The sequence below is a fragment of the Alkalihalobacterium alkalinitrilicum genome (genome assembly GCF_002019605.1).
GTDB lineage: Bacteria > Bacillota > Bacilli > Bacillales > Bacillaceae_F > Alkalihalobacterium > Alkalihalobacterium alkalinitrilicum.
In genome coordinates, this window is sequence record NZ_KV917368.1 from 2,962,413 (window position 1) to 2,981,541 (window position 19,129).

19 protein-coding genes are annotated in these 19,129 nt (G+C 35.1%); 7 read left to right on the forward strand and 12 right to left on the reverse strand.

Annotation, left to right across the window (positions count from 1 at the left end; translation table 11 throughout):
* Positions 1 to 121 precede the first annotated feature (121 nt).
* The 7 genes from BK574_RS14220 to BK574_RS14250 all read right to left on the reverse strand — a co-directional run bounded on the left by BK574_RS14220 (position 122) and on the right by BK574_RS14250 (position 6,671).
* Positions 122 to 433: a DUF5634 family protein gene (locus tag BK574_RS14220; RefSeq protein ID WP_078429063.1), complete on the reverse strand. Its 312-nt coding sequence runs from the start codon at positions 431 to 433 to the stop codon at positions 122 to 124.
* Positions 434 to 710: 277 nt separating this feature from the next.
* Entirely contained in the window at positions 711 to 1,943 is a 1,233-nt protein-coding gene (locus BK574_RS14225; protein ID WP_078429064.1) for a Ger(x)C family spore germination protein, read from the reverse strand.
* Entirely contained in the window at positions 1,936 to 3,030 is a 1,095-nt protein-coding gene (locus tag BK574_RS14230; protein WP_158211662.1) for a GerAB/ArcD/ProY family transporter, read from the reverse strand. The genes BK574_RS14225 and BK574_RS14230 overlap by 8 nt, the downstream gene beginning before the upstream one ends.
* 1 nt (position 3,031) lies before the next feature.
* Complete coding sequence (locus tag BK574_RS14235) at positions 3,032 to 4,555, reverse strand: spore germination protein (RefSeq protein ID WP_218970579.1); 1,524 nt, start codon at positions 4,553 to 4,555, stop codon at positions 3,032 to 3,034.
* A 379-nt stretch (positions 4,556 to 4,934) separates the two neighbouring features.
* On the reverse strand, positions 4,935 to 5,027 hold the full coding sequence (locus BK574_RS14240; protein ID WP_238458023.1) for a hypothetical protein: 93 nt from the start codon (positions 5,025 to 5,027) through the stop codon (positions 4,935 to 4,937).
* Positions 5,028 to 5,065: 38 nt separating this feature from the next.
* Positions 5,066 to 5,506: a GNAT family N-acetyltransferase gene (locus BK574_RS14245; protein ID WP_338020597.1), complete on the reverse strand. Its 441-nt coding sequence runs from the start codon at positions 5,504 to 5,506 to the stop codon at positions 5,066 to 5,068.
* A 100-nt stretch (positions 5,507 to 5,606) separates the two neighbouring features.
* Complete coding sequence (locus BK574_RS14250; RefSeq protein ID WP_078429067.1) at positions 5,607 to 6,671, reverse strand: M42 family metallopeptidase; 1,065 nt, start codon at positions 6,669 to 6,671, stop codon at positions 5,607 to 5,609.
* 146 nt (positions 6,672 to 6,817) lie between these two features.
* Between BK574_RS14250 and BK574_RS14255 the strand changes: the two genes are divergently transcribed.
* From BK574_RS14255 to BK574_RS14265, 3 genes are all read left to right on the forward strand, one after another.
* Entirely contained in the window at positions 6,818 to 7,780 is a 963-nt protein-coding gene (locus BK574_RS14255) for a DMT family transporter (RefSeq protein WP_078429068.1), read from the forward strand.
* A 273-nt stretch (positions 7,781 to 8,053) separates the two neighbouring features.
* Positions 8,054 to 9,250: a DUF2515 family protein gene (locus BK574_RS14260; protein ID WP_078429069.1), complete on the forward strand. Its 1,197-nt coding sequence runs from the start codon at positions 8,054 to 8,056 to the stop codon at positions 9,248 to 9,250.
* A gap of 253 nt (positions 9,251 to 9,503) precedes the next feature.
* A complete protein-coding gene (locus tag BK574_RS14265; protein ID WP_078429070.1) occupies positions 9,504 to 9,944 on the forward strand; it encodes a cupredoxin domain-containing protein in 441 nt (146 codons plus the stop codon).
* A 114-nt stretch (positions 9,945 to 10,058) separates the two neighbouring features.
* On the opposite strand, the gene BK574_RS14270 is transcribed toward BK574_RS14265, so the two are convergent.
* Positions 10,059 to 10,628, reverse strand: coding sequence for a hypothetical protein (locus BK574_RS14270; RefSeq protein WP_078429071.1), 570 nt, complete (start codon positions 10,626 to 10,628; stop codon positions 10,059 to 10,061).
* A 587-nt stretch (positions 10,629 to 11,215) separates the two neighbouring features.
* On the opposite strand from BK574_RS14270, the gene BK574_RS14275 reads away from it, so the two are divergent.
* Both BK574_RS14275 and BK574_RS27565 read left to right on the forward strand, forming a co-directional pair.
* The gene (locus BK574_RS14275) at positions 11,216 to 12,241 is read left to right on the forward strand and encodes an AimR family lysis-lysogeny pheromone receptor (RefSeq protein WP_078429072.1); all 1,026 of its coding nucleotides are present in this window, start codon (positions 11,216 to 11,218) and stop codon (positions 12,239 to 12,241) included.
* Positions 12,242 to 12,275: 34 nt separating this feature from the next.
* Positions 12,276 to 12,440 (forward strand): hypothetical protein, encoded by a 165-nt coding sequence (locus BK574_RS27565; protein ID WP_158211664.1) that lies wholly within the window; start codon positions 12,276 to 12,278, stop codon positions 12,438 to 12,440.
* Positions 12,441 to 12,565: 125 nt separating this feature from the next.
* Here BK574_RS27565 and BK574_RS14280 read toward each other — a convergent pair whose 3' ends face one another.
* From BK574_RS14280 to BK574_RS14295, 4 genes are all read right to left on the reverse strand, one after another.
* Complete coding sequence (locus BK574_RS14280) at positions 12,566 to 12,967, reverse strand: acyl-CoA thioesterase (RefSeq protein WP_078429073.1); 402 nt, start codon at positions 12,965 to 12,967, stop codon at positions 12,566 to 12,568.
* A 33-nt stretch (positions 12,968 to 13,000) separates the two neighbouring features.
* Complete coding sequence (locus tag BK574_RS14285; protein WP_078429074.1) at positions 13,001 to 14,170, reverse strand: iron-containing alcohol dehydrogenase; 1,170 nt, start codon at positions 14,168 to 14,170, stop codon at positions 13,001 to 13,003.
* 324 nt (positions 14,171 to 14,494) lie between these two features.
* Positions 14,495 to 15,133 carry a hypothetical protein gene (locus BK574_RS14290; protein ID WP_078429075.1) on the reverse strand — a complete coding sequence of 213 codons (639 nt, stop codon included), beginning with the start codon at positions 15,131 to 15,133 and terminating at the stop codon, positions 14,495 to 14,497.
* 156 nt (positions 15,134 to 15,289) lie between these two features.
* Positions 15,290 to 16,228, reverse strand: coding sequence for a manganese-dependent inorganic pyrophosphatase (locus BK574_RS14295; protein ID WP_078429076.1), 939 nt, complete (start codon positions 16,226 to 16,228; stop codon positions 15,290 to 15,292).
* A gap of 397 nt (positions 16,229 to 16,625) precedes the next feature.
* Between BK574_RS14295 and BK574_RS14300 the strand changes: the two genes are divergently transcribed.
* Positions 16,626 to 18,161, forward strand: a complete 1,536-nt coding sequence (locus BK574_RS14300; RefSeq protein WP_238458024.1) for a glycine betaine uptake BCCT transporter — start codon at positions 16,626 to 16,628, stop codon at positions 18,159 to 18,161.
* A gap of 96 nt (positions 18,162 to 18,257) precedes the next feature.
* The gene (locus tag BK574_RS14305; protein WP_078429077.1) at positions 18,258 to 19,097 is read left to right on the forward strand and encodes a histidinol-phosphatase; all 840 of its coding nucleotides are present in this window, start codon (positions 18,258 to 18,260) and stop codon (positions 19,095 to 19,097) included.
* Positions 19,098 to 19,129: the final 32 nt, after the last annotated feature.

The window sequence follows — 19,129 nt, forward strand, 5'->3', positions numbered from 1 at the left end:
TGATTTTGACACTAGAGGGTATTCATTATTTTCATTTACCGACTTTATTCACTATTTGCTTTAGTACAATCGATTGCAACGAAAAAGAAGCTACATTATCGGCAGCTCCTTTTAATATCTATTAATGCTGTATTCCTTTACTCATTTCCTCGAACACCTCATCAAGCGATGAAAAACCTCTCAAATCGCCTTCATCTGTTTCAATTACCCACTCTTTTTTTTCTGGTCTCAAAAGCCCTTCCTCATTTCTTACATATGGAGTATGCGTCATAAAAACTGCGCCAGCTTTTCTTATGGTATATCCAATAAAATAATGATTTCCTTCGCCTTGTTCTTCAAATACTCCAATATCATCGACATTGTACTTTTCCATAATTGTTCGTAACGAATGGTTCATTTCGTCTAATATTTCTTCTCGAGATAAATACTCCATCGCTAAACTCCTTTATCGTATCATTTTTATCTTTAATATGTTTCCACCTTCGTCATTTTATTATTTAGCTTCTTTCTTTAAGGGTGTGGCTATTTACTTTTGAGACCATTAGACTCTAATCGTTAGCCAAACGGGTAAAATTATTAGTGGAATACTTAATAAAATTAAGAAAATGATAAACCCTTTTTCTTTTTTGTTTTGTAAAAGAGAATGTGCATACATTAATGTATAATAAGCACAAAAAAAAGAAATTGGTATCATGATCCACTCCATCGTATCAGTCCTTAATTAGTTCTATATTTGGTGGGCGTAATTGCTTACCGTATTCTGTAACCTCTACGTTTACCTTCAAATTCACTTGTGCATCAGGGTACTTTTTCATCCAATCGTACTCCCAGTATTCTTGCAGAGTAAGAAAGTTTTTTCTTGCCATAAGTCCCCAACGGAAGGGATCTCCTTGAAATTGTTGTTGTGTCTTTCTTATAAAATTCCCAGCTACTTCTTTATACTTTTCTTCTATATGACGCTTTAGCTGAGCTTGTTTTTCTAAATCTTCTATATAATCAATATGACTTGTGATTGCCAAAATTTCGAGCATTACAGGTACTTCTACATCAATGATCGGATAGTCTTGATTGGTATTTACATTCACCCTCGTCCTTTTTTCATTTAATACTCTAGCCGTTATATGTTTCCCTTTGGCTATTGGATCTTCATAAGTTACGATCATTTGACTCGCTTCAATATGTGGCCGCAGTAATAGCGCCATTCGAGTTTCTTCTCCATCCATTGTTCCAATCATCGTTCCTTCTTTTATCACTGCAGATCCTATCGTTTGAACTGGATTTCCACCTTCTTTTTCAATCTCACCTGCAACATATCGATCTTCCATTCCTTCTTTTTCCGTAGTTACTTCTTCGGTTGTACTATACGTTGCTAAAAACACACCCGTATCTTCTTCTAATGTATGTAAAAATTCTTGTAAGGTCGAATCGGGGATTAACCCTGTTTCTTCCCAGCGATCCTTCATCAACTCAAAAAACTTATGTGGTCTCGTTTCTAGTGTTGGTTTGTTATTCCGCAAATAATCGGCTGCTTTTTCACGACACACAATGAAAGTAAGTCTACGGTCAAATTCACGTTCTCTTACAGCAGGTTTAATATAATCGATAAACCGCTCTTCTCTTGCTATATCCTCACTAACAATGAGTACTTTCATATGCGTAAAAACAACCTCCCTAGATACAAAGGATACGAGCATATCTCTAGCCGAAAGAAAATCTGGAGCATTTATAGTGATAATATCTGAAGCAGCCTCGTCTGTCCCTCCTTTGGGCTCCCCTGCTTCAGGGTTTGCGATTTGGTACGTGATACTCATGCCATACCCTTCGCTTTGATCTATGCCTATTGCAATAACATATGCTAATTCTTCTAAATCATGGCGATCCCAACACCCCATTAAAGTAATGCAGCTTAAGACTATGAAGAAAAATACGACCCACTTAGCCATTGACTCGCTCCTTCACTTTTATAATCAACCACAATATTAAAGGGAGTACGGTTACAAAGTACCAACTCGTTTGAATGAAGATATCGCGCATTAAAACATTCGTTTCTGTTTGATTTTCAGGAAATAACCCAATTAACAGCGTAATACAAGCTAATGGTAGTAATAGCGGTTTAAACTCATTTACTTGAAACATAGATTGTATAATGAAAACGGAAAACAGAAGGTAAATAGCAAACCGAACGACTGAGGCCATTATCCAAAAAGATAAATAAAACCCTTCATAGCTCTCGACAATCGTACCTAATTCCAACATCTTTGTTAATTGTTGAAATGGAAAAGCGATGTGTTTGACTTGAGGGTAGTCAAACAACATTACAAAGTATGCCATTGTAATTGTCATCTCTGCTACGATAAATCCAAGAGCGATTAAAGTACCTGTCTTATAACTTTTATGATCTCGAACAAAAGGAAAAAATAAAGCAAATAGAATAAACTCAAAAAAAATCGTATGAAAAGACAGCGACTTTTGTACTAAAACGTCTAAACCTGGGCCTGCTATCGGAAAAAGATAATCAAAACGAATTTCAAATAGAATAAACAAAAACAAGAATAACAAAACACCTTTTAAATAAGGAAGAACAATCCAAGCGGTTCTTGCAACTGCTTCTAAACCAAGCCTTGCAATCGCAAAACTTCCCCCCATTAACAAAATGAAAATAATAACAACCGGTGTTGTCGGAAAAAACATCGTACTAATAATGTTTACGGTTGTTCGTTGGTTTAGTGCATTTGCAAAAATGATGGCTAAAAGGATAATCAAACAGAATATAAATCCTATGTATTTACCCGTTACATTAAAAATAAGGTCAACTAAATTTTTATCTTCGTATTTCTTCAAAAGCGATAAAATAATCAAAGTAGGTAATAAAATAAATACACCAGCTAAAATAGGGATAACCCATGTCGCATTTTTTCCAGCTTCTAAAAGGAGCATAGGTGTTCCGTCCGATAATTTAATGCCCACCGTTATGGCAAGTATGGCAAACAATTCTCTCGTTCCTACTTTTCCATCAGCTGGTTGTAGCATGTTATCTCCCCCTTGGTTCACTTCCTCTAACTTTTTCTTTTGGAAATACATAAAAAGGTCGTAACCATAATTTCCACACAGGTGGACGAACGAGCATATCTTTAGAAGAACGCGTATGTGGTGCCATTGGTGAAAAAAATGGAACTCCAAACGACTTAGCGTGATTTGCGTACGTAATGGCAAAGACTAAAAAAATACTAATGCCAAAAAAGCCCAGTGTTGCTGCAAAAAATAAACAAATAAAACGAGAGATTCGGACCGTAAAGTTCATACTCATATCAGGAATCGCAAAAGAGGCTAAACCAGTAATAGCGACGATAATAACAAGGATCGGACTAATAATGCCGGCTTCTACCGCTGCTTGTCCTAATATTAATGCACCCACAATCCCAATTGTTGGCCCTATTGGTGTTGGTATACGAACCCCTGCTTCTCGAATTAACTCAAAGGAAAGTTCCATCATAATTACTTCTACAATTGCAGGAAACGGTACTCGTTCTCTCGTTGCCGATATGGCTAACAATAAATCAGTTGGAAACATTTCAATATGAAAATTTGAAATCGCTATATAAAGCGAAGGTGTCAGTAAAGCAATAAAAAATGAAAGCAAGCGAATTATTCGAATAAAATTACCAAAAGCCCAACGGTGGTAATAATCTTCGGCTGTATGAAAGAGTCCCCAAAATGTAATCGGTACAACTAAACATGCTGGAGAATTATCCATTAATATCACGATATGTCCTTCATTCAAAAAAGCAGTTCCTCGGTCTGGCCGCTCTGTATATAAAGTGGTCGGCAGTAGAGAATATGGGCGCTCCTCAATATATTGTTCAAGTATAGCTAATCCTTGAACAGCATCAACTTCAATTTGTTCTATTCGATCACGAACATTCTCTAACAATTCTTCATTGACGAGAGATTTAATATACATAACGGATACTCTACTAATAGCCTTCTTCCCTACCGTTATTTCTTCTGTCACAAGGTCTTCACTTTTCAACTGCTTTCTAATAAGAGAGCGGTTAACAGAAGCTGATTCTGTAAAACCTTCCATCGGCCCTTTAATAACATTTTCCGTTTGTGGATGTTCAATCCCTCGATGTTCAAATGAAGTAGTCGCAATCGCAATTCCACAATTCATATCCTCAACGAACATCAATGTTTGGCCATTAATTAATACCTCTACTAACTCTTTTGGCTCTGTAACCATTTGAGCTTCTTTTACAGATAATACATTTTTTATTAAATACTGATGGAGATCTTCCCCTTCATACCTTTCTTTATCCATTTGTTGCAAAGCTTTAATGATGTATTGTTGTACTTCATCGTAGTTCACCATTCCATTAACAAAAAACAACGTTGCGGTTTTATTTATTCCTTTTAAACTAACATTTCGAGAGATCAAATCTTTATTCTTAGGATAAGTAAAAACGTCTTTAATATAATCAGCGGCTTCAGCATAGAAATTTTCTTCTTTAAAATGGTTATTTGGATCTTGTCTTGGTCGAATAATCTTTCTCTTCACGAGAAATACCTCCAGTGTAACGCTATATTTAGTAATATTTCCAAAAGGAGGATTATCATGTATTCTTATGTTTAGGTCATAGTTACTTTGCAACTGTAAATTATTTTTTTTACGGACCGCGAAGCCTAATCTCAAAGAAAAAATCACTTTTTGAAACTTTGAAGAATTTGGGTTCCCTTATGTTCTGAATTTTATTATTAAATGTCCTAACCTAAACAACACTAATAGAACTGAATTCCGTTAGCCTCCTAAACTCAAAGCTTATTAACAAAATAGAAGCTCTCTATTGCACTTCAGCTAACAATATCCTTTATAAAAATTGAAAAACACGATATCGCCATGAAAATACACTGGAGAAATCGTGTTTTTTATATTTTATTCACTTACTTGGTACTAGAACATTAAGAATTTCTGAGAATGATCGGATGTAATCATCGGCTAATTGAACCCACTTTTGTTCACTAGGTGACAAGTGATCTTTTACAAAATAAGCATGATCTTGTAGGATCTCTAACCAAAAGAGATGGACTTCTTAAACACAAAACTCGGTTTATCGTATCCCATCTTTTCTTCATAAAACCGATGTGCATCTGTACGTTGTATACCTGATGAAAGTGCAATATTTGAGCAATTCTTTTCTATTGCCCACCTTTCAACAAATTCAAGAAGTATTTTACCGTATCCTTTCGACCTTTCAGTAGCTGTAGACACTAAATCATTGACCCACACATGCTTTCCAGAGTAAAGGTTCGTTAAGACAATAAATCCTGTTACAGCAACAATTTTTTCTGAATCACATAAAGCATATAGCTTGTATCCTTGTGATTGCATTTCTTCCCGCAACTGGAGAAATTCCACTTCACTTAATTCCGTACGTAGTTCTTTCATAATTTCGAAAGCTTCTCTCCATTCATTTTCTGTTGTCAACTCTCTAATCACCGTATCAATCAAGTTTTATTCCCCCTTCATTATTTAAGCGTCCCAACGTGAACTCCCCCCACTTATCATCCTTACGGGTTGCTTAAAGAGCGAGATTTCTTTCGGAAAAGCGTTAAATAAACGTAAATTCCGTATCCTCTTTCATTGATAAGATAAACTCTTTTAATAAACCTTTGGTTGCCTCTAAATCAGCCATATCAATGACTTCTACAGGAGAATGAGCATAACGAGATGGAATAGACAACACACCTGTTGGTATTCCTTTATTCGCTAAACTAACAGCTCCACCATCGGTTCCGATTCCTGGAAACACTTCATATTGAAAATTAATGCTTGTTCTTTTTGCTAGTTCAAGTAATTTTTCTTTTACCATTGGATGAGAAATTAAACTAAAATCAATCACCTTTACCCCTGTACCTCGTCCTAAATGTAGTGTTTGATCCATTGTATCCTCTGGAGTATCGCTGACCGCCGTAGTATCAATCGCTATAGCTACGTCCGCTTCTACATTTCTTGCAGCTACTTGTGCACCACGAAGACCGACCTCCTCTTGGACAGTAAAAATTGCAATTACCTCTCCAGCAAAATGAACTCCTTGAAGGTCTCGTAATGTTTGAATAATTACCGCACAACCTGCTCGATCATCAAACCCTTTACCTACTACCCTTCCTGTTTGTTCGTTTCCTAAAAAGTCCATCGATGGCCACCAAGTAATGAGGTTGCCAATCTCAACTCCCAATGCCACTGCGTTTTCTTTTGATGTTGCACCGATATCTATGTATAACTGCCTATGGTTACGTACTTTGTTAGGATCATCAAATTTAGCAAAATGAGCTGAAATCGTACCGATAACCCCTGCTAATAGCCCTGTCTTTGTTCGAACTTGAACTTTTTGTGCAAGCAATATTCGATCATCATGCCCCCCTAGCTTTTCAAACCGAATTAACCCATTATTTTCAATTTTTTTTACGATAAAACCGATCTCATCCATATGAGCAGTTATAATGGTTTTAGGTCCAGGAGATGTGCCTTTTTTATGAGCAATGACATTTCCTAAACTATCAACCGTTAGTTCGTCTACCAATCCTTCAATCGTATGTTTTATCCAACTTGTTACTGGTTGCTCGTACCCACAAGGACCGTGTAATGATGTTAATGTTTTTAATAGTTCGTACATATCAAACCCTCACTTCAAAAATATTATTTAGCAAATCGAACAAAGTTAAATTATATCATAATGTCTATTTCATTTTTCTGAATAATGTGTATAATATAATTTACATAATGGTTGTTATATTATACTCTTCTAGGTTGGTGTTAAATATGAAAGGTATTTTGATCGGAATATTGGCGGCTTTCTTTTTCTCTTTCACTTTTATTTTTAATCGCTCAATGGAACTTACGGGTGGGAGTTGGCTTTGGAGTGCGTCATTACGTTTTCTCTTCATGATTCCGTTCTTTTTATTGATCGTCTTTTTTAGAAACAATTTAAAAGAATTATTTTTAGAAATGAAACAAAATTTAGGTGCTTGGGTGTTGTGGAGTTTTGTAGGTTTTGTCCTCTTTTATGCACCTATTACATTTGCAGCAGCTTATGGTCCTAGTTGGCTTACTGCAGGAACTTGGCAATTTACGATTATCTCAGGGTTGCTTCTAACTCCTTTGTTTTCTACAATGGTTCAAACAGATAACGGACTAAGAAAAGTAAGGAATACTATCCCAAAAAAGGCCCTTATAATCTCTTCGATTATATTTATAGGTATATTATTCATTCAAAGCACACAGTTTCAACATTCTAACTTACACGTTTTTTTATTAGGATTTCTCCCTGTTATTATTTCAACCTTCGCTTATCCATTAGGTAACCGAAAAATGATGGAATTGTGCGATGGACGATTAGACACATTTCAACGAATACTTGGTATGACGATCGCAAGTACACCTTTCTGGATACTAATGGCTGGTTATGGCTTAGTTACGGTTGGACCTCCTAGTGTAATTCAAGTACAACAAACGTTACTTGTGGCCATTTGTTCTGGTGTAATAGCAACGTCATTATTTTTTTATGCAACTGAGTTAACGAGGCATTCACCAGAGAAATTAGGTGCTGTTGAAGCAACCCAATCTACTCAAATTGTTTTTGTTATGTTAGGAGACGTTTTATGGTTAGCTTCTCCCCTTCCAAACTCGATTGCTTTAGTAGGTGTATTTATTATTATGCTTGGTATACTATCACATAGTCTATTATCAAATATACCGTATCAAAAATTTAAAAAAGCTGTTTAAAACAAACTTCCCTACTAAAACAGGCCTCTCTCCTAATACACTTAGATATAGTGAACCTTCCATCAGTGAGGGGGGTTCCTCTTGGGCGACTGATGGTTAGTTGAGGCCACATGGTGTGGGTCACACATACGTTGCCACAGGATGTGGCGCATTTAGTCTGTGTTCATTTAGTTGTTACTGGCAGTTTATCCACATATCCTTCTTTAATTACTCGAAGTCTTGAAGTGAGGGTATTACTGCCAGTTGTTGCGGGGTAAAGGGAGGGACCTGTTTATGTTTACACCTTTAAAACAGCTTGTGACATTACCTTTCCAATTAGTAAGTTTAGCCTCAAACCAACTCCAAAAGTACAAATATCAATCCAACACCTCTTTCGTTTGGAAGGAAATTGAAATACCTACCACTACTACCGAAACCTTAAAACAGATGTTACAGGAACACTCTTCTTCCATTCTCAAACCTACTATTTTTACTAAAGAACGTCTTATCATAAAAAAAATTCAACAAAGAACAAAACAATTCAATCAAAACAATATCACGCGTACCAAAGCCTACCTGAACTTTTACAAGGACCATCCTGAGGTCCATTGGGCTTTTCTTGCACATCTCGTATCTCGTAATGGTGGCTGGAATATGACCGATTTGAAAGGAAACTTATTAAGCAATTTGCTGTCTAATCAACAGCAAAACGATTATTGTATGTTCTTAGAAACAGCTAATGCACTTATTTTTCATGATGCTTATCCACAACTTTTATTATATGAAGAAAGTAAACGGCAGAACAAAAGTTTATTTCACTTATTACACCATTTCAATATTTCATCATTCATGTACCCAGTATGGGAGCTTTTCTTCAACGAGAAAAACTCGCAGTTCCTTACTATCGCTCTAATTATTAATGAACAACATTACATTGAAAAACGTGTGATACAAAACCACTACTTTCAGGAGACAGTCCTTCACTCTTTTTTATTTCAAGCTCAAGAACTATTACAGTTTACTCAAGTCCAACTACCTTACATTTACCAAAATCAGAAAGTAAGATTAGCAGGGGTTGCCGTGCAAAATTTTTCCTCAATTAACGAAAGAATTGACATCGGAAAACGACTTTACTCGATTTTATTTGGAATCGAACCACTTATTAAAGACATATCAAAATTTGCTCTCACTACCAATCATACTGGATCAAGAAGCGATTATTGGAAGCATATTTTCTCAATAAAAAATAGCCCTAAAATACCGATTTCTACCAAAAATATTTGTAATAGCAAAAACCCTTTTATTTATAGCCCACCTTTAGTAAACGTTTGGGATAACGTTCCTCATTCTTTTTCAGACTTGAGCGATTGGTATAAGGGGCCAAATGTTTTAAACAATTTTTCAACCATACGTACACCAAAAGAATTTGACATTACACATACTTATTGTTTAAAGCTTCAAAAAACACTATTCGCATCTTCCATTCTATAAGTGAAACCTCCACCTGTGAGGGTTAGTTACAGCCCACACGATATGGGGTCACACAGATGGGGTCACAGGACTTGGCGCTGTCTGTGTTCATTTAGTGGTTACTGGCCGTTGATCCTCAACTTAAGCTTCTTTGATTTCTCTATAGTGGGGGTCTTAACATCTGTTAAACAGGATAAAAATAAAAAAAATAGACAAGTTCCCCCCTCTATCATGCATATAGTGTATTAAGCATATTTTTAAGGGGGCAAATTTCATGTTAATCGTTATTAAAAAGAAGTGGTTTTTTCTCGCCATTGCAGTACTATTCATTGGATTTAGTTGGTATATTTTCAACGCAAGAGCGGTAACTGAAGCAGGATCACAGTCAGTCGAAGAGGGATTTGAAATTCATATGGTGACTAGCGAATTAAAGTCAAAAACAGATGATGGCAGAGAAATTGAATCTTACCGGTGGGACCCAGGTACAATTTATTTACCTAAGGACAAAAATGTAAAGTTGACTATTTATGGGGTTAATGGAAAAGAGCATCCTTTTATTATTGAAGGTACTGACATCAAAGGAACTGTAAAAAAAGGTGAGGAAACCGTACTTAATCTTCATTTTACTGAAAAAGGGATTTATCGTCTCATCTGTACGACCCATTCCCATATTGATCATAATGGACCTATGATCGCTTATATTATTGTCGACTAAAATTTAAATCCCACTCATTGGCTGACTCATACTAGTCGAGCTTGTCCGTTTCATGCAAGAGCTATGATACTGAGTCAGCCTTTCTTTTGCTTGATCGTTTAGAAGATTTTATTTTCAATATATATAAGAATATAATTCTTCTACATTTTGATCATTACCGTAATGGGTTATAAAATATAATATGCCGTCTGCTGCATTTCCGTTGAGATAATAATCTAAATCATGCATAATTCGATGAGCTAAAATAACACCTTCAACGTCATGGTCATTTATTGCTTTTTCTATACAAGCGACAACGTTCATAATATCCTGTTCTAAACTAGATTCAGAAACGTTTTCTAATATAGAATTTGTTTTTGCTAAAAGAGATTTTAATTCTTCTTGTCTATTTGTCCATGAAAAGTTTTGATGCCCTTGCCATCCTACAGCTACATTGAGCGTTTTATGAGAGCTAGAAATCACTTGTTTTACTTCTTCTATTTCACTAACGTCTATATTTTCGTTTTTTTCTTCTTCATTTGATACCTCTTCAACTCCTTCAATGGATGGTATAATTTCTTCACTTTCTTCATTTACCTGTACGGTACTATCTTTACTTTGTTGATAAATAACCCCTGTTAGGGCTCCAATGAAAATTAGTAGAACTACAGCAATGCCCCCATAACCCAAGGTTTTTCTAGTCATGAAACCCCTCCTAATAGAATACTTACTTTCCACTATAAGGGAATATAGAATTAGTAACAAGAAAAGAAAATCGTAGTTTACTGGTCATTTCTAACAATATGTCACAAAGTTTCCTTTATTTATTTTTGTTATGACAAATCTTATAACTTTTTTCATTATAATTATTGCTTTTATGCTATTATTTTCTAAAAAGTGTCGAAAAATTTCACCAAATCACCTCCCTTCTTTTTACATTTTTTGTTATTATTTTTATTTATAATTTTTATAACTTTTAAATCTATTAAGAGTTGATGTAAAATCAAAGATAACCATAAAGAAGTCGAATATTCACTTGAAAAGGAGTTTATGGTAACCGAATAATAAGACCATGCATGCCTTGCACTAGCTAATCCTGGTGCAAGGCATCTGTTTCGTATTACAATGAGAGATATATTGTGTTACTTTTTCTCTTATTATGTTTTTAAACCTAGTATTCCTCTTAATTTTACAATAATAGTACTTTTAATTCATTGACTACAACAAAATTAAGGTGTTATATTCAATTTGTGGAATAATTCCAAAAAAACAGATCAAAAGGGCTGATAGAAATGGATGATAATAATCAAGACATCTTAGAATATCTTTCTTCAGCAGATGATATTAAACAAACGATAATTAGTTTAAATCCTGCCACTGCTCTAGCACGAACAGCACTAGAATATGTCATAAACAATAATATGACTGATGTACTAGACCACTTAATAGAGAATTTATCAGCTTCTGAAAATGAAGAAAGTCAGATCTGGGCAGAAGTTTATCGAATTGATCGCGAAGTCGTAAAAGGTCAGTTAAGTTTAATAGAGGCAACTAGTACATTAACATACATACAAACGAACTCCAAAGAAATCAATGCTTTGAGAAAAGTCCTTCAATTATATAATTACTATGACTTAAAAAGTTTCGAAATGATTTCTAGTATGAGTGAGTTAGTACGTGCCGAAATTGAGCATTTAGAAGATGGCTATATGAAAAATTCTTTACTAACAAGATTTGGGTTAATTATGCAGTCAGTTTATGTACACTTAAATCAGTTAGAATTATCAAGAAACTACGGAAACTTTATTTGCAAAAATGAAGTTAATGAACTTGCTATAGGAATAGCTTTTAAGAATTTAGGCAACTCTTTTATTCAATCTAATTTAGATTTTGCTGTTGCCGCTTTTAACAAATCAAAAGAAGTATTTAAAAAATTAGGCCACCATGTTGAACTAACCAATGCACAGAGTAGCCTTAATTTTGCCTATTGTTTCTGGAACAGACCTGAAAAGTATAGTAGAACATCACCTTACAGCGCTCTTGAAGAAAAACAGGGATACGCTTTTTACTTAATCAAAACTAAGAACTTTGAAGAAGCAAAAAAGCTCTTAGATGAAGTAAAACCAAAAATTACAAATAATTTCCAACTAGGCTTCCATTACTATTACAGAGGAATATTAGAAAATAATGAAGATCGATTTTATGAGTCAGTTACACACTTTAAAAAAGCAGGTGATTACTACTATAGAAATTTACCTCTAATCGAGTTAAAAAAACTCGGGGTAAATAACGCAGTACTCGATGCTTTGCGTGTATAACTATAAATATTTCAAAGATAAGGAGAAATTATTGATGAAAAAGTTTCTTTGTGGATTGTTATTAATCTCTGCTTTAGTAATTAGTTCACCATTTGCAGAAACAGCTGACCCTAATGGGAGTCCAAGAATTCAAAGCACACCAATCGAATTAGCTGATCCTAATGGAAGTCCAAGAATTCAAAGTGGAGACCTAATATAAAAAACAGTGGGAAAATCCCACTGTTTTTTATTTTACCTTAAACATATGCATTGAAATTATCGTATAACAATTAAAGAACTTCACAGACTACGCACCGAGTTACTTTAACTCGAAACGTTTCAATCTTATTCTTTGACCTCATACAAATGTTCAGATAACGTTTTTTTAATTTCATTAGGTATGGGTTCTGGTTTTTGCGTTTCAAAGTTAAAATTCACATACGTAGAGTTCCCTTTTGCACAAACTATCCCATCTTGATGAATCTCTTCGTACACTTCAAAACTTGAATTTCCAACTCTTGCAATCCACGTATGAACAGTCACTGGACGTCCGTAGTAAATTTGACTTACATAATCAACATTCATTTTTATGATGACACATCGCCAATTCGAAAACGATAAATCAGGTGTAAACAAGCGAAAGATCTCATCTCTTCCTGACTCAAACCAAATAGGTATTGTTGTATTATTAATATGGCCCGCGCCGTCTGTTTCTGAGACGCGTGGTTCTATAATTTTATGAAACATTTAAAACACCTCGTCCGTCTAATCTCTTTTACCCTATAACGTTTTTCCCTCATAGGCTGAAGAATAAATTTGATAAATATCTTCCCACTGTAACTCAACTGGACTTCGTGCTAGCAGTCTTGTTTGTTTTACTGCATCATCGGATAACATTTTAATATGTTGTTTTTCAATACCATAATCTTTCAAACTCGTTGGTAAATTGAGATTTTGGTTGAGCTTGAAAAGAGTATTGACACAGTCCTTAGACATTTGCTCAACGCTTCCTATTTGTTGAACTTGTTGATTTAATTTTAAATTAACTTCGGCTAACTTATCTTGGCATCCACCCCGAATGTAATCCATAACATAAGGAAGTAGGACAGCATTTGACTCACCATGCGGTAACTTAAACCTATTGCCTAGAGGATACGCAAGTGCGTGAACACCACCAACTCCAGCATTATAGAAGGCCAGTCCTGCCATATAACTTGCCGTACTCATTTGTTCTCTAGCTTCTTCATTATTCCCGTTTGAATAAGCAATTTCCAATGACTTTCCTACGAGTTCAATTGCCTTTACTGCGATACCATCAGTTACATCGTTTGCATTCACTGAAATATAAGCTTCAATTGCATGAGTTAAAGCATCAATACCAGTAGCTGCGGTTATTCTTGGAGGTACTGACATCGTCAACAATGGATCAACAATAGCAATATCAGATAACAAGTACGGATGTGTTACGACATCTTTTGTGCCATCTAAAGAGAGAACAGCAATATCTGTCACTTCTGAACCTGTTCCAGAAGTCGTTGGAATCATAATCTTCGGCAAACCCTTCTGCATGATCTGTTTTGACCCCGTTAAATTTAAGTAATCCTTCACATCACCGTCATTTTTTGCAAGGACTGCACCTAATTTTGCTAAATCGAGAGCGCTTCCACCACCAACACCAATAACCAAATCAAACTTTCCATTTCTTATATGTTGAACTAGTTTCTCAGCCGTATGGAGGGGTGGTTCTGGAACAACATCCGTATAAAGTTCAATCGAGTAGGCAGACATAATCGATTTTAATGCTTTTGAACAAATTCCAAGGTCGACTAGGTTCTTTTCCGTAATTACAATAATTCTACTAACTTTAAGTTTCTTTACCTCATTATAAAGATTATCAATAGCTCCTAAACCGACATAGCTAAGTTCAGGAAAAATTAGCTTTGATTGCATCCGTTCGTTCCTCCTAACCTACTCTAAAATAGTAAGTAATACACTCATTCTCGCTTCCATTTTAAAAATCCTCCTTAACCTATAAAAAACTTCTTTCATTTCATGATTAAAAATACGTCCGTCACCTACCAAAATTATGGATTTACAAAACAGCAAAAAAACATCCGTTATCGCATTGAAGCTAATAATTGATGTTTTTTATACATTTCACTACGTATGGAGAAACAAAACTACGACAACTATGTTCAGTTATGATTGAATAAATAAAAAGCTATCTCATATAATCACTAAGTGCATCTTTTGAGACTGTCTTATTGGGAGTATTCATTGGTTTTCTATTTTGTATTCCCTTTTATATTCACAGTAGAGCAAGTACCATTGCAACCCCCGTGTTCTTTCAAGAGCTAGATTTGCATAGTGAGTTGCGGCAGGTTGATCGCCCTTCTTATTTTGTAATTCAGCTTGCAACGAATATTTTACCCAACCTTCTTTTAACTTGTCGATTTCGATAGCAGCTTTTTCTAACGAACCTGTTTCCATTTCAACACCTATTTTATAATACTCTTTTATTTTTTCAGGTTTTATTCCTTCAAGAGATTCTTTTGCAGCTATGTAATTCTGATTATAAAAATGCAGGATAGTCTGATACAGTGCACGATGATGCTCTGCCTTATTTTTTTCTAGCAATTCAGTAATCGTATCCTTTACATCTTCGTCAAGCTTGTTTGCTAACGCAAAAAATAAATAAACTTGAGGATTTTGTTTGTTTTTTAATATAAACCTCTCAACCCTTTTTTCATTTTTAGATACATAGGCTGGTAAAAGATGCGGAATATATAATACTATAAACAATATAACTAGTATAATGATGAAATAGATAATGATAGGGTTTAATCGTAAAGCTGATAGTAAAACGGTTAGAATTATTCCTAAAACAAATGCAATGATAATTTTTTTAATCATGCAAATTTCCTCTTCCACTTTTAATAGTCTAATACCTGATTATCAATTGGTCCCATGGTCACCTAATTTATTTTCTCTTTGTTTTGAAAAAAGACTGCCTCATTTTTACTGAGTCAGCCTCTTTTTCCTGTATCTAAAATAAGTTGAGATACTTTATTATGCTTTAATTTTATTTAATGTTGTCGTAAGAATTGGCACGATTTGTTTTTTACGTGAGACTACACCTTTTAACGTTGCTGTATTATTCGTTAATTTAACGTTGAAGGCTTGCTCTACAGCATCTGTAGCTTCACCAATTGCTACACCGACCGAGTCGTTATTTAAAATATCTGTTACGACAAACAGGAATAAATCTAACTTTTTGTCAGCTACTACTTGTTTCAAAGCTGCTTCTAGTTCATCTTGGCGAGCTAGTACGTCATTCGTATCGACTACATTGACTTGAGCTATTTCAACTTTCTTAGAGCCCATATCGAACTCTTTTGCATCTAAAGAAATCAGTTCAGCGATTGTTTTTCCACTTAAATCTGCACCCGCTTTTAACATCTCTAAACCGTAACTTTCTAATTCCACCCCAGCAATTGTAGCTAATTCACGTGCTGCAGCAACATCTTGCTCTGTGCATGTCGGTGATTTTAACAATAGCGTGTCTGAAATAATTGCAGACAACATTAATCCAGCCATTTCTTTCGTTACTTCTACTCCGTGTTCTTTATGTAATTTATTTAAAATTGTTGTTGTACATCCAACTGGCTCTGCACGATAATACAAAGGATCACTTGTTTCAAAATTAGCAATTCGATGATGATCAATAACTTCTAATACTCGTACTTCATTAATATCATCTGCACTTTGTTGACGCTCATTATGATCCACTAAGATAACACTTTCTACCTCTTTTGAAACATTTTCGACTAAACGAGGGACCGCTACTTGAAAATGGTCTAACACATATTGTGTTTCACCATTCAGTTGACCTAAACGAATAGGCTCAGCGTTCATTCCAAGTTTATTTTTTAAATTAGCGTAAACAATAGCAGAACAAATCGAATCAGTATCTGGATTCTTATGTCCCAAAACAAAAACTTTCTCCATTTTTACTCCTCCTAGCCGTTAGTAGAAATTGATGGAAATCAACTTTAATATATATCTTTATGATTACCCAAATTATAGTTTATCATATACTTGCTATCTTTCACTCACAAATTTTAAATAAACATATATGGGTTTTACCATTTTTTTATACTTGCCTCCATTTTAATAATTACAATAGTCCCCTTGTCGTTTTTTAGAGGAACATGAAGAATTCCGTCTTATTTTGTAGTATTTTTATATGATCAAAAGATAATTCTATGTTCTTCTTCATAATAGGTCAATTTACCACGATATCCATGAGTATCGTTTTTTTATAATTTACTAGCTTGTGATTAAATAGTATAAGGTATGGATTTTTTCCTTATCAATGACATAGAAACCAAAGGAAGTGTACGATTTGGATAGTAGTGATAGGTCGATTTTTAAAATTTCTGTAGGGATAGCTGCCATTTTTGTATTAATTGGTGTGCTTATACCTAACCAACTAAATACCGCAATGGGAGTAGCTCAAAGCTTTGTACTTGAATCCTTCGGGTGGTTCTACCAGTTAGTAGCCACGTTTTTCCTTGGCTTCACGATTTATATGATCTTTAGTAAATACGGAAAAATCAAGTTAGGAAAGCCAGATTCAAAACCAGAATACAGTCGTCCAACTTGGTTTGCAATGTTATTTTCAGCGGGTATGGGAATTGGACTCTTATTCTACGGAGTTTCAGAACCTATTGCCCACTTTACAAACCCGCCATTCGGTGACGGAAGTACAGAACAATCAGCTATTTTAGGTATGCGATACACATGGCTTCACTGGGGCTTACATGCATGGGCTATTTATGCCATTGTAGCGTTAGCACTTGCTTATCAAAAATTTAACAAAGGTGCACCTGGATTAATGAGTGCCACTCTTTACCCTGTGCTTGGTGAAAAGGTGAAAGGTCCGATCGGTCAAACGGTTGATGTCGTAGCCGTTTTTGCAACATTGTTTGGGGTAGCTGCCTCGCTTGGATTAGGCTCACAACAAATCAATGCTGGCTTAGAATACTTAATTGGTATTCCTAACAACTTCATGGTTCAAATGGTGATTATGGGGATCATCACTGTTCTTTTCATCATCTCAGCAAACACAGGAATTTCACGTGGAATTAAATATTTAAGTAACGCAAATATGTCGATTGCCACGCTATTATTTTTTGCCATGTTAATTCTGGGTCCTACTTTGTTCTTACTTAATATGTTTACTACAAGCTTAGGAGCATACATCCAAAATGTTGCTCTAATGGGATTACGTATTTCTCCATTTGATGCGAATGAAGCAGCATGGACTCAAGGCTGGACGATTTTCTATTGGGCTTGGTGGATTTCATGGACACCGTTTGTCGGTATGTTCATTGCTCGTGTATCAAAAGGGAGAACCATCCGTGAGTTTACAATAGCCGTACTTCTTGTCCCATCTCTCGTATGTGGTCTATGGTTTACTGTCTTTGGCGGAACTGGAATATACTTAGAACTTGTTCAAGGATTAAATGTTTCTAGCCAAGGTCTTGAAACGGCTTTATTCTATGTATATCAACAATTAACATTTGGAATTTTACTTTCAATCTTAACTGTCGCATTAATTACTACGTTTTTCGTTACTTCCGCTGACTCTGCTACTTTCGTCTTAGGGATGCTAACGACAGGAGGAAAGTTAAACCCTTCAAGTCGTGTCAAAGTAACGTGGGGAATTATTTTAGTTTCTGCTACACTTGTATTAATGGCATCTGGTGGTTTAGCTGGATTGCAGACAGCAATTATCGTAAGTGCCCTTCCGTTAACTTTTATTGTTTTGGTCATGTGTTATGGTTTAATTAAAGCACTTAATCAAGAACTTAATGATGATCAGTTAGTTAAACAAAAGAAAAAAGAGAAGCTGTTTTCTAAAAAGACAGCAAGTTAGTAAGTTTAGAGACTCAACCCAAATTTTGGGTTGAGTCTCTTTTGTCATATAATAAATAAACGATTAACCTATATAATCAATTAAAGAGGTGAAATAATGAAAAACAATCCAACTAATACAATTTTTGATTTACATACTCATCACGAGCGTTGTGGACATGCGAAAGGAAAAATAGAAGATTATATTGAATCCGCCATTACAAATGGCTTACATGTGATTGGAATTGCAGATCATGCTCCTTACTTCCATATGAAAGAAGATCACCCTAGCCCAGGTATTACAATGGCCAAAAGTGATTTTTCCAATTATGTAAATGAAGTTTTAACTTTAAAAGAAAAATACCAAGACAAAATTCAAGTATTACTAGGGGTAGAGGCTGATTTTTTCCCTGGAGAAATGGACCATTATGAAAAACAACTTAAAAAGTATCCATTTGATTATATTATCGGCTCCGTTCATTTTGTAGAGAGCTTAAGTATTTTTAAAAAAGGACGCTGGGAAGGATTAACCAAGGAACAAAAACAAAAAACAAAAGAGGAATATTACCGACTCATTGAATTATCGGCTCGCAGTGGAATGTTTCAAGTCCTCGGACATATTGATGCCATGAAAGGCTTTTATCCTGAGTTTTCACAGATTGAAACGGATGTAATCGAAAAAACCCTTCCCATTATTGCAGAACATGGCCTAGCTATTGAAATTAATACCTCTGGAAAAACAAAAGATTCTGGTGGCTGGTATCCATCTGATGAAATATTAGAAAGAGCCCTTTACTACAACTTGTCGGTTACTTTCGGTTCTGATGCTCACGTACCTGATCGTGTAGGCGATGAATTCAATCTTGTACAACAACACTTAAAGGAAATTGGCTTCAAAGAATGGGTATACTTCGATGACAAAAAGAGAATTAGTGTACAATTAGGTAGCAAGGCATAATAAAACGTGTGAAAAGTATGGATTATATGTCA

Excerpts from the sequence above, each read along its gene's own strand:
- BK574_RS27565 (WP_158211664.1), top strand. The coding sequence starts at position 12,276 with ATGAAAAAGTTTCTTTGTGGATTGTTATTAATCTCTGCTTTAGTAATT.
- BK574_RS14290 (WP_078429075.1), bottom strand. The coding sequence starts at position 15,133 with ATGATTAAAAAAATTATCATTGCATTTGTTTTAGGAATAATTCTAACC.
- BK574_RS14285 (WP_078429074.1), bottom strand. The coding sequence starts at position 14,170 with ATGCAATCAAAGCTAATTTTTCCTGAACTTAGCTATGTCGGTTTAGGA.
- BK574_RS14225 (WP_078429064.1), bottom strand. The coding sequence starts at position 1,943 with ATGGCTAAGTGGGTCGTATTTTTCTTCATAGTCTTAAGCTGCATTACT.
- BK574_RS14275 (WP_078429072.1), top strand. The coding sequence starts at position 11,216 with ATGGATGATAATAATCAAGACATCTTAGAATATCTTTCTTCAGCAGAT.
- BK574_RS14270 (WP_078429071.1), bottom strand. The coding sequence starts at position 10,628 with ATGACTAGAAAAACCTTGGGTTATGGGGGCATTGCTGTAGTTCTACTA.
- BK574_RS14220 (WP_078429063.1), bottom strand. The coding sequence starts at position 433 with ATGGAGTATTTATCTCGAGAAGAAATATTAGACGAAATGAACCATTCG.
- BK574_RS14255 (WP_078429068.1), top strand. The coding sequence starts at position 6,818 with ATGAAAGGTATTTTGATCGGAATATTGGCGGCTTTCTTTTTCTCTTTC.
- BK574_RS14250 (WP_078429067.1), bottom strand. The coding sequence starts at position 6,671 with ATGTACGAACTATTAAAAACATTAACATCATTACACGGTCCTTGTGGG.
- BK574_RS14295 (WP_078429076.1), bottom strand. The coding sequence starts at position 16,228 with ATGGAGAAAGTTTTTGTTTTGGGACATAAGAATCCAGATACTGATTCG.
- BK574_RS14265 (WP_078429070.1), top strand. The coding sequence starts at position 9,504 with ATGTTAATCGTTATTAAAAAGAAGTGGTTTTTTCTCGCCATTGCAGTA.
- BK574_RS14230 (WP_158211662.1), bottom strand. The coding sequence starts at position 3,030 with ATGCTACAACCAGCTGATGGAAAAGTAGGAACGAGAGAATTGTTTGCC.
- BK574_RS14260 (WP_078429069.1), top strand. The coding sequence starts at position 8,054 with ATGTTTACACCTTTAAAACAGCTTGTGACATTACCTTTCCAATTAGTA.
- BK574_RS14280 (WP_078429073.1), bottom strand. The coding sequence starts at position 12,967 with ATGTTTCATAAAATTATAGAACCACGCGTCTCAGAAACAGACGGCGCG.
- BK574_RS14305 (WP_078429077.1), top strand. The coding sequence starts at position 18,258 with ATGAAAAACAATCCAACTAATACAATTTTTGATTTACATACTCATCAC.